The following is a 15,167-nucleotide window of genomic DNA, read 5'->3' as shown; positions in this document are numbered from 1 at the left end:
ATGACCGCATGGCTACTCATGTGATCACCGGGGCGGGTTCCGGCATCGGCGCGGCCGTCGCCCGACGGCTGCACGAGCGCGGCGACGACCTCGTGCTGCACGCGCGCGACGCGGGGCGGGCCAAGGAACTGGCGGCGGAGTTTCCGGGGGCGCGGACCCTGGTCGGCGATCTGGCGGACCCGGACAAGCTGTCCTGGGCCTTCTCCCACCAGACGCTGCCCGACCGGGTGGACTCGCTGCTGCACATCGCGGGTGTGGTCGACCTCGGCGCGGTGGGCGACCTGACCCCGAAGACCTGGCGGCACCAGCTCAACGTCAACCTCGTCTCGCCCGCCGAGCTGACCCGTCACTTCCTGCCCCCACTGCGGGCCGCGCGGGGGCACGTGGTGTTCGTCAACTCGGGCGCGGGGCTCAACGCGCACGCGGACTGGTCCGCCTACGCGGCCTCCAAGCACGGGCTCAAGGCACTCGCCGACTCCCTGCGCTGGGAGGAGCACGGCAACGGGGTCCGGGTGACCACGGTCTATCCCGGGCGCACCGCGAGTCCCATGCAGGCGAAGGTCCATCAGCAGGAGGGCAAGGAGTACGACGCCTCGCGGTGGATCGCGCCGGAGTCGGTCGCCACGACGATCCTCATGGCCCTGGACCTCCCCCGGGACGCCGAGGTGAACGACCTCACGGTCCGCCCCGGCGCCTGACAACTCGGGGGGTGCGTGTTTCGTCGGCGGGTGCGGGTGAGCGGGGCTTCTCGCGCAGTTCCCCGCGCCCCTGAAAAGACGGGGCTGCGCCCCAGCCTTTTCAGGCCCGCAGGGCCTGAATCCTTCAGGGGCGCGGGGAACTGCGCGAGAAGCCCCACCCCGCCGCACCCGACAACACATCCGACGCCCCGGCCAACGCCCCCGCAGGGAGCCGTACGCTTCGGTGCGTGAGCGAAGACTTCAGTTTCGGCCCGGCCACCGGCGTGGGATCCATGCCGGGCGGGGACGCCCGAGAAGCCGCCAAGACAGTCACCGGCACCTTCGAGTGGCCGGAGACAGGCATGGCGCACCTCCCCGAACTCCCCGCCCGAGGCCCCGGCGCCGACATGATCGGCAGAACCGCCGGCCTGCTCGTCGAGCTGTACGCCCGCGTGGAACCCAGCGGCTGGCGCATCGGCGACCGCCCGGGCCGGGACACCAAGCGGGCCAGGTCGTGGCTGGGCGAGGACCTCGACGCGCTGGAGGAGTTCACCCAGGGGTACGAGGGCCCGCTGAAGGTCCAGGCCGTCGGCCCCTGGACCCTCGCCACCGCGCTGGAGCTGAAGAACGGTGAGGCCGCCCTCTCCGACCCCGGCGCCTGCCGCGATCTCGCCGGCTCGCTCGCCGAGGGCCTGCGCCAGCACCTCGCCGAGGTGCGGCGGCGCGTCCCCGGCGCCCGGATCGTGCTCCAGCTCGACGAGCCGTCCCTGATCGCCGTCCTGCGCGGCCAGGTCAAGAGCGCCAGCGGCTACCGCACCCACCGCGCCGTGGACCGCCAGCTCGTCGAGGCCACCCTCAGGGACGTCATCGGGGTTCACGCGGAGCACGGGCCCGTCGTCGTGCACTCCTGCGCCCCCGACGTACCCTTCGCGCTCCTGCGCCGCGCCGGTGCCACCGGTATCTCCTTCGACTTCACCTTGCTCACTGAGCGTGACGACGACATGATCGGGGAAGCGGTGGAAGGAGGCACGAAGCTGCTCGTCGGTGTCGTGCCGACCACCGAGGGGGCATTGTCAGAGGCTGCCGGTAGCGTCATGGGGGTCAGGACGCTGTGGCGCAGGCTGGGACTGCATCCGGGGCTGCTCGCGGAGGCGGTCACGGTCACTCCGACGTGCGGACTCGCGGGGGTCTCCCCGGCGTACGCACGCCGGGCGCTCGCCCACTGCGTCAAGGCGGCGAGATCCCTCGCGGACAACCCAGAGTGACGGAGGACAACACGGTGGCCGGCGACAAGGACGCACAGCCCACATCGGTGCCCGCCGAGGCGGCGGTGCCCGCCGAGGCCCGCGAGAAGCACGCGCGGCTCGCCGAACAGATCGAGGAGCACCGCTTCCGGTACTACGTGAAGGACGACCCGATCGTCAGCGACGCGGAGTTCGACGAACTCCTGCGCACGCTGGAGGCGTTGGAGGACGAGTACAGCGAGCTGCGCACCCCGGACTCGCCGACGCAGAAGGTGGCCGTCGAGTACGAGACCGACCTCGCCGAGGTCGAGCACCGCGAGCGCATGCTCTCCCTCGACAACGTCTTCGACGACGAAGGGCTCGCAGCCTGGGCCGAGCGCGTCGCCAAGGACGTCGGCACCTCCGACTACCACCTGCTGTGCGAGCTCAAGATCGACGGCCTCGCGGTGAACCTGACGTACGAGGACGGCAGGCTCACCCGAGCCGCCACCCGGGGCACCGGCCGGACCGGCGAGGACATCACGCCCAACGTCATGACGATCGCCGAGATCCCGCACCGGCTGAAGGGCGACCGCGTCCCTGGGCTCGTCGAGATCCGGGGCGAGGTCTACTTCCCGATGGAGGCCTTCCAGGGCCTCAACGAACGCCGGGTGGCGGCCGGCGAGAAGCCGTACGCCAACCCCCGCAACTCCGCGTCGGGTTCACTGCGCCAGAAGGACCCCAGGGTCACCGCGACCCTGCCGCTGCACATGGTCGTCCACGGCATCGGCGCCCTGGAGGGCTTCGACGGCGGCTTCACCCGCCTCTCCCAGGCCTACGACCTCCTCAAGTCGTGGGGCCTGCCCACCGCCGAGCACAACAGGGTGGTCGACGACCTCGACGGCGTACGGGAGTTCATCGCCTACTACGGCGAGCACCGTCACTCCGTGGCGCACGAGATCGACGGCGCGGTCGTCAAGCTCGACGAGATCCGGCTCCAGGGCCGTCTCGGATCGACGGCCCGCGCACCCCGTTGGGCGATCGCCTACAAGTACGCGCCGGAAGAGGTCAACACCAAGCTCATCGACATCAAGGTGGGCGTCGGCCGCACCGGCCGGGTCACCCCGTACGCCCAGGTCGAGCCGGTCACGGTGGCGGGCTCCGAGGTCGAGTTCGCCACCCTGCACAACCAGGAGGTCGTCAAGGCCAAGAACGTCCTCATCGGCGACACGGTCGTCATCCGCAAGGCCGGGGACGTCATCCCCGAGATCCTCGGGCCGGTCGTGGCGCTGCGCGACGAGAACGAGACGCGTCCCTTCGTGATGCCGAGCGAGTGCCCGGAGTGCGGGACGCCGCTGCGCGCGATGAAGGAGGGCGACATCGATCTGCGGTGCCCCAACGCCCGTAGCTGTCCCGCCCAGTTGAGAGAGCGGGTCTCGTACCTGGCGGGCCGGGAATGCCTGGACATCGAGCACTTCGGCGGTGTCGCCGCCGCGGCCCTGACCCGCCCGCTGGAGCCGGCCGACCCGCCCCTGGTCGACGAGGGCGATCTCTTCGACCTCACCGTGGAGAAGCTGCTCCCCATCAAGGCGTACGTCCTGGACGCGGACAGCGGCCTGCCCAAGCACGACCCGAAGACGGGCGAACCGAAGGTCGCCACGCCCTTCGCCAACAAGGAGGGCGGGCCCCGGAAGAACACGCTCGCGCTGCTCCAGAAGATCGAGGAGGCCAAGAGCCGTCCGCTCGCCCGCTTCCTCAACGGGCTCTCCATCCGCCACGTCGGACCGGTCGCCGCCCAGGCCCTGGCCCGTGAATTCCGTTCGATCGAGCGGATCGAGCAGGCCACGGAGGAGGAACTCACCGCGGTCGACGGGGTCGGCGCCATCGTCGCCACGGCGCTCAAGGAGTGGTTCGCCGAGGAGTGGCACCGGGAAATCATCCGTAAGTGGAAGGCGGCCGGAGTCCCTTTGGAGGACAAGGGCGCCGGCGAGGACGAAGGTCCCAGGCCCCTCGAAGGGCTGACGGTCGTCGTGACCGGCACACTCGAACACCACACGCGCGACGGGGCCAAGGAGGCGCTGCAGAGCCGGGGCGCCAAGGTGACCGGCTCGGTGTCGAAGAAGACCTCCTTCGTCGTGGTCGGTGAGAACCCGGGTTCCAAGTTCGACAAGGCGATGCAGCTCAAGGTGCCCGTCCTGAACGAGGACGGATTCGCCGTCCTGCTCGAACAGGGACCGGACGCGGCCGCGGAAGTCGCGCTCCCGAGCGAGGAGTAGGGGTTGAAGGCCACCCGTTCGGCGCATACCAGATGCATACGGGTGGCCGGTCGCATTCGGGCAACCGACACCGACCGCTGCCCGTGGAAGCCTTGTGCGGCCTACTGTTGAGATGTGCGCCTGCCGTGCCCGGACGCGTGGCGGGTTCTCGGACGCGGTGTCGCCCCGGGTAGTCCGGGAGCAACGGGCCGCGTGGCGTGGGCACCGCCGGCTGTGAGAGGGACGGGAATGGAACCGACCGAGAGCGTCGCCCCGGACTCGCGGCTGCGCCTGCGCCGGGTCTCCGGGGCCTGGCGACGGGGCCGCTCCCTGCTCATGGGAGAACGCCCGTTCGGGGGAGGTCGCGAGTCCGGACCTCGGGAGCCGGGCAGCCGGGGACCCATGAGCCCGGATCTTGGGAGCCGGGAGCGGGGACCCGGCCGGGCGACGGGGACGGAGCCCAGGACCGGGGTCACCTGGCCGCCGGGCCGTGCGGGAGCGAGCGCACGCGGCCCGCTCGTACCGGGCCCGGCACAGCTCACCTCCGGCACCGCGGTCGACGCGGGCCGGGCGCCCGCCCTCACCGGCTCGCTCGGCGAGAGCCGCGGCCACGAGCTACCGGGCCACGAAGCCGACCGGCACCTGTCCTGGCCCGCACTGCCCGCCGTGATCGTGGGCCTGGCCGGCGCCATCCTGGGCGCCGGGTTCTACCGGGCGTTCGCGGGGCAGCACGCCCTCTTCCCGGCCGGAGCGGTCGGCTGGTCCCTCGCCCTGCTCACCGGCATCATCGTCGGCCACCTCGTCGCCATGGGCCGCGCCCGCTGGTGGGGCGGCACCGGCTCCGGAGCCGCCCTCACTCTCGCCGTCCTGCTGCTCTACGGCTGGGTGGCCGCCGGCATGGTCAGCCTCACGGTCGTCGTGCTCGTCGGCGTCGCCCGCCGGGGGCGCTGGCGCCAGGGCGTGCTGCACGGCGCGGTCGACATCCTCGGCATCGGCGCCGCCGCGCTCGTCCTGCGGGTCTTCGGCCGGGTCCCCTCGGTGGAACGCCCCTGGGACCCGGACAGCTGGAACCTCTACTCGGCGCCCCAGGTGGCCCTGGTCGCGATCGCCTATCTCGTGGTCAGCCGCGTCCTGCTCTGGTACCTGGCCGCACCGCGCGGCGGTCTGCCCACCGTCGCGCGCACGGCCCTGGTCAGACAGGGTCTCGTCGCCGTCGCGCTGCTCGGCATCGCCCCGCTGATCTGTGTCGTCGCCCTCGCCCAGCCGCTGCTGCTGCCGCTCTTCGCCATCCCCCTCATCGCGCTCGACTCCACCCTGTGGATCGCCCGCGCCCGGGCCGAGGAACAGCTGCGCGACCCGCTCACCGGACTGCCGAACCGTCAGTGGCTGCTGGAACGCACCTGGACCGCCCTGGACGACGCCGAACGCATCGGGGCGAGATCGGCACTGATGCTGATCGACCTCGACCGTTTCCGGTCCGTCAACGACACGCTCGGGCACCTCGCGGGTGACCGGCTGCTGTTGCAGATAGCCGACCGGCTGCGGGTCGCCCTGCCCCGCGGAGCGGAGGCCGCGCGACTCGGCGGCGACGAGTTCGCCGTCCTGCTGCCCGTCGCCGACTCCACCACGTCCGCGTCGCGCGTCGCCCGCAACCTCGTCGCCGCGCTCGGCTCACCGCTCGACCTCGACGGGCTCACGCTCGTCCTGGAGGCCAGCGCCGGGCTCGCCGTCTTTCCCGACCACGCGCTCGACGCGGAGGGGCTGCTGCGGCGGGCGGACGTGGCGATGTACCAGGCGAAGCGGGACCGTACGGGTGTCGAGGTCTACGAGTCCAAGCGGGACTCCAACACCCCGGACCGGCTCGGTCTGCTCGGCGACCTGCGGCGTGCGCTGGACGCGCACGAGGTCGAGCTGCACTACCAGCCCAAGGTCCGCTTCGACGGGCAGGTCGCCGGTCTGGAGGCGCTGGTGCGGTGGGTGCATCCCGAGCGGGGGAAGGTACCGCCGGACGAGTTCATAGCGATCGCCGAGTCGTCCGGGCTGATGCCGCATCTGACGGAGTACGTCCTGGAGACGGCCCTCGCGCAGGTGGCGAGGTGGCGGGCGCAGGGGCTCCACGTGCCTGTCGCCGTGAACGTGTCCCCGCGTGACGTCCACACCCCCGGGTTCGCGGGGGCGGTGGCCGCGCGCCTCGCCCGGCACGGGGTGCCGGCCGGGGCGCTTCAGCTGGAGATAACGGAACACGTGCTCCTGGAGGACCCGCAGCGGGCCGCGGACACGCTGGCCGGGCTGACCGGGCACGGGGTGAAGATGTCGCTCGACGACTTCGGGACCGGGTACTCGTCGCTGGTGCACCTGCGGCGGCTGCCGGTGAGCGAGCTGAAGATCGACCGGTCGTTCGTGGCGCGGCTGGCCATCGACAACGAGGACGCGGAGATCGTGCGCTGCACGGTCGATCTCGCGCACTCGCTGGGCCTGCTCGTCGTGGCGGAGGGCGTCGAGGACGACGAGACGTGGGAGCGGTTGCGGGACCTCGGGTGCGACGCGGTGCAGGGGTGGCTCGTCGCTGCCGCGATGCCGCCGGAGGAGGCCACGGCGTGGCTGCGGGCGCGGGGGTCTCGGGGGTGGCAGCGGCCGGCGGCGGCGTTGCCGGCCGCTACGGCCGAGGAATAGCCGGGGGGGCGCCTGATGGCTCGGGGGTTCGGGTGGGTTGGCGGGTGCGGCTGAGGAAGAGCGCGCCTGATAGCTCGGGGGTTCGCGTGTTTGGCGGGTGCGGGTCCGGTGGGGCTTCTCGCGCAGTTCCCCGCGCCCCTGAAAAGCAGGGGCTGCGCCCCATGCTTTTCATGCCACAGCCCTGTCGCCTTTCAGTCCCGCGGCCTCGTGGCTTTCCAGTCCCGTAGCCCCGCCGTCTTCCAGGCCCTCAGCCCTGTCGTCGCCTTTCATGCCGCGGCTCTGTCGCCTTCCTGTCCCGTAGTCCCTTCGCCTTCCTGTCCCGTAGTCCCTTCGCCTTCCTGTCCCGTAGCGCCGCCGTCTTCCAGGTCCTCAGCCTTGTCGTCGCCTTTCATGCCGCGGCTCTGTCGCCTTCCTGTCCCGTAGTCCCTTCGCCTGCCAGTCCCGCAGCCGTGCCACCCTCCAGTCCCGGAGCCCCCCGCCTTTCAAGCTGCCGGGGCATGGTCTTTCAGGGGCGCGGGGAACTGCGCGAGAAGCCCCACGCGGCCGAGGTCGCCCGATTACAGTGCACCCCGAGCTACTGGGCGCCCGGCCCAGCGGCGCGGCCAGCGCCCCGCGCCCCATAGGATTGGCGCCAAACCACACACACTCACCCCAGAGGATCGCTGCATGCCTGGCATCACGCGCGAGGAGGTCGCCCACCTCGCACGGCTGGCGCGTCTGGAGCTGAAGCCCGAAGAACTCGAACACTTCGCGGGCCAGCTGGACGACATCATCGGCGCGGTCGCCCGCGTCAGCGAGGTCGCCGACCAAGATGTACCGCCGACCTCGCACCCGCTGCCGCTGACGAACGTCATGCGCGCGGACGAGGTCCGTCCGTCGCTCACCCCCGAGCAGGCGCTGTCCGCCGCCCCGGCCCAGGAGCAGCAGCGTTTCAAGGTGCCGCAGATCCTGGGGGAGGACTGATCACGTCATGACCGACAGCATCATCAAGCTCACCGCGGCGGAGATCGCCGCGAAGATCGCCTCCGGCGAGCTGACCGCCGTCCAGGTCACCGAGGCCCACCTGGCCCGGATCGAGGCCGTCGACGAGAAGGTGCACGCCTTCCTGCACGTCGACCGCGAGGGCGCCCTCGCCCAGGCCCGCGCCGTCGACGAGAAGAAGGCCAGGGGCGAGAAGCTCGGGCCGCTCGCCGGTGTCCCGCTCGCGCTCAAGGACATCTTCACCACGGTCGGGGTTCCCACCACCGTGGGTTCGAAGATCCTTGAGGGCTGGATCCCGCCGTACGACGCCACCCTCACCAAGCGGCTGAAGGACGCGGACGTCGTCATCCTCGGCAAGACCAACATGGACGAGTTCGCCATGGGGTCCTCCACCGAGAACAGCGCCTACGGGCCGACCGGCAACCCCTGGGACCTCACCCGTATCCCGGGCGGCTCCGGCGGCGGTTCCTCCGCCTCGCTCGCCTCCTACCAGGCGCCCCTCGCCATCGGCACCGACACCGGCGGTTCCATCCGCCAGCCGGCCGCCGTCACCGGCACCGTCGGCGTCAAGCCGACGTACGGCGCGGTCTCCCGCTACGGCATGGTGGCGTTCTCCTCCTCCCTCGACCAGGGCGGGCCCTGCGCCCGTACGGTCCTGGACGCGGCGCTGCTGCACGAGGTGATCGCCGGCCACGACCCGCTGGACTCCACCTCCATCGACGCCCCGGTCCCGCCGGTCGTCGAGGCCGCCCGCAACGGCAGCGTCGCCGGGATGCGCGTCGGCGTCGTCAAGCAGTTCCGCGGCGAGGGCTACCAGGCCGGTGTGGTGCAGCGGTTCGACGAGTCCGTCGCGCTGCTGAAGGAGCTGGGCGCCGAGATCGTCGAGCTGGACTGCCCGTCGTTCGACCTGGCGCTGGCCGCGTACTACCTGATCGCACCGAGCGAGTGTTCGAGCAACCTCGCCCGCTTCGACGGATTGCGCTACGGCCTGCGGACCGGTGACGACGGCACCAACTCCGCCGAGGCGGTCACCTCCCTCACCCGTGAGGCCGGCTTCGGCCCCGAGGTGAAGCGCCGCATCATGCTCGGCACGTACGCGCTCAGCTCCGGCTACTACGACGCGTACTACGGCAGCGCCCAGAAGGTCCGTACGCTCATCACCCGGGACTTCGAGAAGTCGTTCGAGAAGGTCGACGTCATCGTGTCGCCGACCACGCCGACCACCGCCTTCCCGATCGGCGAGCGCGCCGACGACCCCATGGCGATGTACCTGGCGGACCTCTGCACCATCCCGACCAACCTCGCGGGCAACGCCGCGATGTCCCTGCCCTGCGGCCTCGCGCCGGAGGACGGGCTGCCGGTCGGACTGCAGATCATCGCCCCGGCCCTCAAGGACGACCGCCTTTACAAGGTCGGCGCCGCCGTCGAGGCCGCCTTCGTGGAAAAGTGGGGGCACCCGCTTCTCGAGGAGGCTCCGTCGCTGTGAGCAAGACACTGTCCAAGGCCAAGGACTTCCAGAAGTCCAAGTCCGGTACGTACGTGTCCATCGCCACCACCGCCTTCGGCGCGTGGGGTATCGCCAAGCGGATCAAGAAGGCTCGCGCCGAGCAGGACACGCTGCGGCTGATCGACGCGTCCGTGGCCGCCATCGGCATCGTCACCGGCCTCGCCGTCCTCTACCGCGAACTGAAGCGGCTGGGCGACGACGACGTCCTGCTGGGCTGAGAGGGAAGTAAGACCGTGACCACCACGACCGACCTGGTGTCGTACGAGGACGCGCTGGCGTCGTACGACCCCGTCATGGGCCTCGAGGTCCATGTCGAACTCGGCACCAAGACGAAGATGTTCTGCGGCTGTTCGACCGAACTCGGTCAGGATGCCAACACGCAGACCTGCCCCACCTGCCTCGGCCTGCCCGGCGCGCTCCCGGTCGTCAACGCGATCGGCGTCGAGTCGGCGATCAAGATCGGCCTCGCGCTGAACTGCGAGATCGCCGAGTGGTGCCGCTTCGCCCGGAAGAACTACTTCTATCCGGACATGCCGAAGAACTTCCAGACCTCCCAGTACGACGAGCCGATCGCCTTCAACGGCTACCTCGACGTGCAGCTGGAGGACGGGGAGACCTTCCGTGTGGAGATCGAGCGCGCACACATGGAGGAGGACACCGGCAAGTCGACGCACGTCGGCGGTGCCACCGGCCGCATCCACGGCGCCTCGCACTCGCTCCTCGACTACAACCGCGCGGGCATCCCGCTCATCGAGATCGTCACGAAGCCGATCGAGGGTGCGGGCGAGCGCGCTCCCGAGGTCGCCAAGGCGTACGTCCGTGAGCTGCGCGAGGTCATCAAGGCGCTCGGCGTCTCCGAGGCCCGGATGGAGATGGGCCAGATGCGCTGCGACGTGAACCTGTCGCTGCGCCCGCACGGCACCGAGAAGTTCGGTACGCGTTCGGAGACGAAGAACGTCAACTCGCTGCGGTCCGTCGAGCGCGCCGCCCGCTTCGAGATCCAGCGGCACGCGGCCGTGCTGTCGTCCGGCGGGACGATCATCCAGGAGACCCGGCACTTCCACGAGGACACGGGGTCCACGACCTCGGGCCGTGTGAAGGAGGAGGCCGAGGACTACCGGTACTTCCCCGAGCCGGACCTCGTACCGGTGGCCCCCTCGCGTGAGTGGGTCGAGGAGCTGCGGGCCGCGCTGCCCGAGCTGCCGCTGGTCCGCCGCAACCGGCTCCGTGAGGAGTGGGGCATCAGCGGCACCGACATGCAGGCCATTCTCAATGCCGGTGCGCTGGAGCCGATCGTCGCCACCATCGAGGCCGGGGCGGACGCCGCCTCCGCCCGCAAGTGGTGGATGGGCGAACTGGCCCGCAGCGCGAACGAGTCGGGCAAGGCGCTGGACGAGCTGGCCATCACGCCGCAGCAGGTCGCCCGCGTCACCGAGCTGGTCACGAAGGGCGACCTGAACGACAAGCTCGCCCGGCAGGTCATCGAGGGCGTCCTCGCGGGCGAAGGCACCCCGGACGAGGTCGTCGACAAGCGCGGTCTGAAGGTCGTCTCCGACGAGGGCGCCCTGACGACGGCGGTCGAGGAGGCCATCGCGGGCAACCCTGCCATCGCGGACAAGATCCGCGGCGGCAAGGTGGCCGCGGCCGGTGCCCTGGTCGGCGCGGTCATGAAGGCCACGCGCGGCCAGGCGGACGCGGCTCGCGTCAAGGAACTGATCCTGGAGAAACTGGGCGTCAGCGCGGGCTGAACGCGACAGCGGGTCACTGCGTATCCCTGAGGGCGGCACATCACGGCGATGGGCCGCCCTCAGGCGTGTCACTGCGGTGACGCGGGGCGACAGAGTGCCGCCGTTTGTCCTGTGAGGTGTCTCCCATCCCATGTGAGGAGACCCTCAAAGGGGCCAAACGATCACATTGTGGTGCAACAGTTGCCGGGAATCACTCAGGCCTCCTCCCCCCCCTCAGGAGCACGATCCGTGGCAGCCCTCGCGCGCTGGTGTGTCCGGCACCGTCTTGTCGCCGTCCTACTGTGGCTTCTCGCCTTCGCCGGCACGGCCGCCGGCGCCGCCGTTGCGGGAGCGGCGTACTCGAACGACTACAAGACCCCCGGAACCGAGTCCAGCCGCGCCACCGAGCTGCTGAACGAGGGCTTCCCGGGCGTCAGCGGGGACAGCGCCACCGTCGTCTGGCACACGAGCGAGGGGGCCGGGAGCGTGCGGGCCGCAGCCGTCGAGCAGACGATGATCCGCACCCTCGACGAGATCGCCGAGCTGCCCGGCGTCGCCGCCGTGACCGACCCCTACGACGGCGCCGACGGCGGCCGGATCAGCGAGGACGGCCGTACGGCGTACGCCACGGTCACCTTCGATCAGCCGGCCGAGGACGTGGACAAGGCGCAGGCCGAGGCCGTCGTCGACACGGCGAAGTCCGCCGAGAGCGACGGGCTCCAGGTGGAGCTGGGCGGCACGTCGATCGGGCTCACCGAGTCCTCCGGCGGTCACCTCGCGGAGATCGTCGGTGTCCTCGTCGCCGTCGTCGTCCTCCTCCTGGCGTTCGGTTCGCTCGCCGCCAGTCTGCTGCCGATCGCGACCGCTCTGGTCAGCGTGGGCACCGCCTACGCGGGGATCACCCTGCTCGGGCACGCGATGACGGTCGCCGACTTCGCGCCCATGCTGGGCACCCTCATCGGCCTCGGCGTCGGCATCGACTACGCGCTGTTCATCGTGACCCGGCACCGCCGAGGGCTGAAGCGGGGCCTGTCCGTCGAGGAGGCCGCGCGCAGCGCCGTCGCGACCACCGGACGGGCCGTGGTCTTCGCCGGCGCCACGGTCTGCATAGCCCTGCTCGGGATGCTGATCCTGCGGCTCGGCTTCCTCAACGGTGTCGCGATCGCCGCCTCCCTCACCGTGGTCCTCACCGTCGCCGCCTCCGTGACGCTGCTGCCGGCCCTGCTGTCGTTCATCGGCATGCGGGCACTGAGCCGCCGCGAACGCCGCCGCCTTGCCGAGCACGGCCCCGAGCCCGAGCTGCCCACGGGCTTCGCCGCCCGCTGGTCCGCCTTCGTCGAACGGCACCCCAAGAAGCTCGGCGCCATCGCCCTCGTCGTCATGACCCTGCTGGCCCTGCCCACCCTCGGACTGCGCCTCGGCACCTCCGACCAGGGCAACGACCCGAAGGCGACGACCACCCGCCAGGCCTACGACCTCCTCGCGGAGGGCTTCGGGCCCGGTGTGAACGGCCCCCTGACCCTGGTCACCGAGGTCGACGGCGCCGCCGACAAACTCGCCCTCGACAACCTCGACACCACGCTCAGGGCCACCGAGGGCGTCTCGGCGGTGACCCCGGTGACCTTCAGCGCCGACGGCGACACCGCGTACCTCACCGTCGTACCCGACTCCTCCCCGCAGTCCGCCAAGACCAGCGAGCTGGTCGGACGACTGCGCGACGAGGTGCTGCCGCGTGCCGAGACCGGCACCTCCCTCGATGTGCACGTCGGCGGGATGACCGCCGGATACGACGACTTCGCGGACGTCATCGTCGGCAAGCTCCCGCTGTTCGTCGGCGTCGTCATCGGCCTCGGCTGTCTGCTGCTCCTGCTCGCCTTCCGGTCCATCGGGATACCGCTCAAGGCCGCCGCGATGAACGTGGCCGCCGTCGCCGCCGCGTTCGGCGTGGTCGTTGCGATCTTCCAGTGGGGCTGGGGGAGCGAGCTGCTCGGCCTCGGCCGGGCCGGGCCCATCGAACCCTTCCTCCCCGTGATCATGGTCTCGGTCCTCTTCGGCCTCTCCATGGACTACCAGGTCTTCCTGGTCAGCCGGATGTACGAGGAGTGGCTGGAGACCGGCGACAACCGGCGCGCGGTCCGGGTCGGCCTCGCCGAGACCAGCCGGGTCATCAACTCCGCGGCGGTCATCATGATCTCCGTCTTCCTCGCCTTCGTGCTCAGCGGCGACCGTGTGATCGCCATGTTCGGCATCGCGCTCGCCGCCGCCGTCGCCCTGGACGCCTTCGTCCTGCGGACGCTCCTCGTCCCCGCCCTCATGCACCTGCTCGGCGGCGCCAACTGGTGGCTGCCGCGCTGGCTCGGCCGCCGCATGCCCCGCATCAGCATCGAACCGCCCGAGACCCGCGCCGCCCATGAGAGGCTCGCGGACGTCGTGGTGGAAGACGTGGAGAAGGAGCGGCCGAAGGATGTACGCGATATCCCTGGGTGACGACGGAGCGCAACTGCGGCTCCTGGAGCCCTGGCACGCCGAGGAGTTCCTCGCCCACCTGGAGCGGGGACGGGACTTCATCAACCAGTACGTCCCCTTCGGGCAGACCGCCACGGACGTCGAGGGCGCGCGTGCCGTCCTCCAGCGGTACGCCGACATGCGCGCCGCCGACACCGGCTCCCTGCACGGGATCTGGCTGGACGGCAAGCTCGTCGGCGGGGTCCTCTTCCTCAACTTCGACGCGGAGAACGCCAACTGCGAGGTCGGCTGCTGGCTGGAGCCCGCCGGCACCGGACGGGGACTGGTCACCCGCGCGATGCGGATCCTCATCGACTGGGCCGTGGACGTCCGGGACATCCACCGCGTCGAATGGATCGCGGCCTCCGGCAACACGGCGAGCCTGAACGTGGCACGGCGGCTCGGCATGGTCAGGGACGGTGTGCAGCGGGAGAGGTATCCCCACCGGGGTGTCCGGCACGACTTGGAGATATGGTCCGTCCTGGCGCCCGAATGGCGTGCGGAACGCGCCCGCGACAGTCACAGCGAGCGTTAAGAAACCTCTCAGACAACATTCGTACGGTGCGAGGTATGGGAACCAAGACAGCTGACGAGACCGGGGCCGACACGGGCGCCGAGGCCAGGAACGACGACGAGTCGGTGAAGGGCACGGATGTCACCAAGGAGGACGCGGCCCGGGAGGAGACCGTGACGCGGGCCGACGACTCGGTCGAGACCGACGGCTCCGACGCCTCCGACGCCTCCGGCGAGGCCGCAGAGTTCGACGAGGAGTTCCCGCCGGCCACCGCGAAGGCGACGCCGGGCGTCGGTCAGGGTGCCGCCGGCATCGTGTCGGTGGTGCTGGGCCTCGTCTCCCTGACGGGCGGCTGGGTCGGCACCGTCGCCTCCGCGCGTGAGGAGATCACCGGGCAGCTGGAGATGCAGGCCGCGACGAACGCGACCGTCGCCACCCAGCTCCAGGCCGTCTACGGCGACGCCTGGCAGGCCTCCGCCCTGTGGGGCGGCATCTTCGCGCTGGTCGGCCTGATCGTCGGCGTGGCCGTGCTGGTGCGTCCCGCGTTCGGCGACCCCGACCAGGTACAGGCACCGTGGATCAAGTCGGTCGCCTGGGCCGGTGTCTCGGTCGGCTTCATCGGGCTGGTGCTGGCCGCCCTGAAGTACTCCGACATCCTGCTCGCACTGCCGAAGACCTGACGCGCCCGCCCGGGCCGGGCGGAGCGGCTGCTTCTGAGGGGCCTTAGGCCCGCCGTAGGCATACCTACGGCGGGCCTAAGGCCCCTCCCGCGTGCAAGATGCGGAACTCTCCCGATGTGACGCACCCCCCTCACGGACGAAGGTTGAGTCATCGCGGCAAGCGAGCCGAGACCGACGCTTCACGAGGGGTAAGAGATGTTCGAGTACGAGCTCCAGCAGATCCGTTCCGCCGAGCTGATCCGCGAGGCCGAGCAGTACCGCCGGGTCCGCGAGGCCCGCCGCGCCCGCCGCGAGGAACGGGACACGGAACACGGAGGGCACGCTGAACGCCCACGCAGGCTCCGCTTCCTCCGCGCCGCGTGAACGCGGGGCGTGGGGGACATGGGGCGTGAGCCCATGCCGCCGAGGGGTGCGGGGAACCGCGC

Annotated in this window: 12 protein-coding genes; all 12 read left to right on the top strand. The window is 71.0% G+C overall.

Features of this window, described 5'->3' with window-relative positions; translation table 11 throughout:
- Nucleotides 1-8: 8 nt before the first annotated feature.
- The 12 genes from P8T65_RS13390 to P8T65_RS13335 all read left to right on the top strand — a co-directional run bounded on the left by P8T65_RS13390 (nt 9) and on the right by P8T65_RS13335 (nt 15,105).
- Nucleotides 9-698, top strand: a complete 690-nt coding sequence (locus P8T65_RS13390; protein WP_316725645.1) for an SDR family oxidoreductase — start codon at nt 9-11, stop codon at nt 696-698.
- 227 nt (nt 699-925) lie between these two features.
- Complete coding sequence (locus P8T65_RS13385; RefSeq protein WP_316725644.1) at nt 926-1,942, top strand: methionine synthase; 1,017 nt, start codon at nt 926-928, stop codon at nt 1,940-1,942.
- A 14-nt stretch (nt 1,943-1,956) separates the two neighbouring features.
- Nucleotides 1,957-4,176, top strand: coding sequence for an NAD-dependent DNA ligase LigA (ligA, locus tag P8T65_RS13380; protein ID WP_316731574.1), 2,220 nt, complete (start codon nt 1,957-1,959; stop codon nt 4,174-4,176).
- A 228-nt stretch (nt 4,177-4,404) separates the two neighbouring features.
- Nucleotides 4,405-6,828 carry a bifunctional diguanylate cyclase/phosphodiesterase gene (locus P8T65_RS13375; RefSeq protein ID WP_316725643.1) on the top strand — a complete coding sequence of 808 codons (2,424 nt, stop codon included), beginning with the start codon at nt 4,405-4,407 and terminating at the stop codon, nt 6,826-6,828.
- Between the two features lie 666 nt (nt 6,829-7,494).
- Complete coding sequence (gene gatC / locus P8T65_RS13370) at nt 7,495-7,791, top strand: Asp-tRNA(Asn)/Glu-tRNA(Gln) amidotransferase subunit GatC (protein WP_005480000.1); 297 nt, start codon at nt 7,495-7,497, stop codon at nt 7,789-7,791.
- A gap of 7 nt (nt 7,792-7,798) precedes the next feature.
- Entirely contained in the window at nt 7,799-9,295 is a 1,497-nt protein-coding gene (gatA, locus tag P8T65_RS13365) for an Asp-tRNA(Asn)/Glu-tRNA(Gln) amidotransferase subunit GatA (RefSeq protein ID WP_316725642.1), read from the top strand.
- Nucleotides 9,292-9,534, top strand: a complete 243-nt coding sequence (locus P8T65_RS13360; RefSeq protein ID WP_184899704.1) for a hypothetical protein — start codon at nt 9,292-9,294, stop codon at nt 9,532-9,534. The genes gatA and P8T65_RS13360 overlap by 4 nt, the downstream gene beginning before the upstream one ends.
- Before the next feature lie 15 nt (nt 9,535-9,549).
- Nucleotides 9,550-11,064: an Asp-tRNA(Asn)/Glu-tRNA(Gln) amidotransferase subunit GatB gene (gatB, locus tag P8T65_RS13355; protein WP_316725641.1), complete on the top strand. Its 1,515-nt coding sequence runs from the start codon at nt 9,550-9,552 to the stop codon at nt 11,062-11,064.
- Between the two features lie 228 nt (nt 11,065-11,292).
- Nucleotides 11,293-13,530 (top strand): MMPL family transporter, encoded by a 2,238-nt coding sequence (locus tag P8T65_RS13350; protein WP_316725640.1) that lies wholly within the window; start codon nt 11,293-11,295, stop codon nt 13,528-13,530.
- On the top strand, nt 13,508-14,083 hold the full coding sequence (locus P8T65_RS13345) for a GNAT family protein (protein ID WP_316725639.1): 576 nt from the start codon (nt 13,508-13,510) through the stop codon (nt 14,081-14,083). Before P8T65_RS13350 ends, P8T65_RS13345 begins: the two co-directional genes overlap by 23 nt.
- Nucleotides 14,084-14,118: 35 nt before the next feature.
- A complete protein-coding gene (locus P8T65_RS13340) occupies nt 14,119-14,742 on the top strand; it encodes a hypothetical protein (protein WP_316725638.1) in 624 nt (207 codons plus the stop codon).
- 195 nt (nt 14,743-14,937) lie between these two features.
- Nucleotides 14,938-15,105 (top strand): hypothetical protein, encoded by a 168-nt coding sequence (locus tag P8T65_RS13335; RefSeq protein WP_316725637.1) that lies wholly within the window; start codon nt 14,938-14,940, stop codon nt 15,103-15,105.
- Nucleotides 15,106-15,167 lie beyond the last annotated feature (62 nt).

The sequence above is a fragment of the Streptomyces sp. 11x1 genome (assembly GCF_032598905.1).
In the GTDB taxonomy this organism is placed as follows: Bacteria; Actinomycetota; Actinomycetes; order Streptomycetales; family Streptomycetaceae; genus Streptomyces.
Note: the sequence above shows the minus strand (reverse complement) of the source record. Positions and strands in the feature narration are given on the sequence as shown.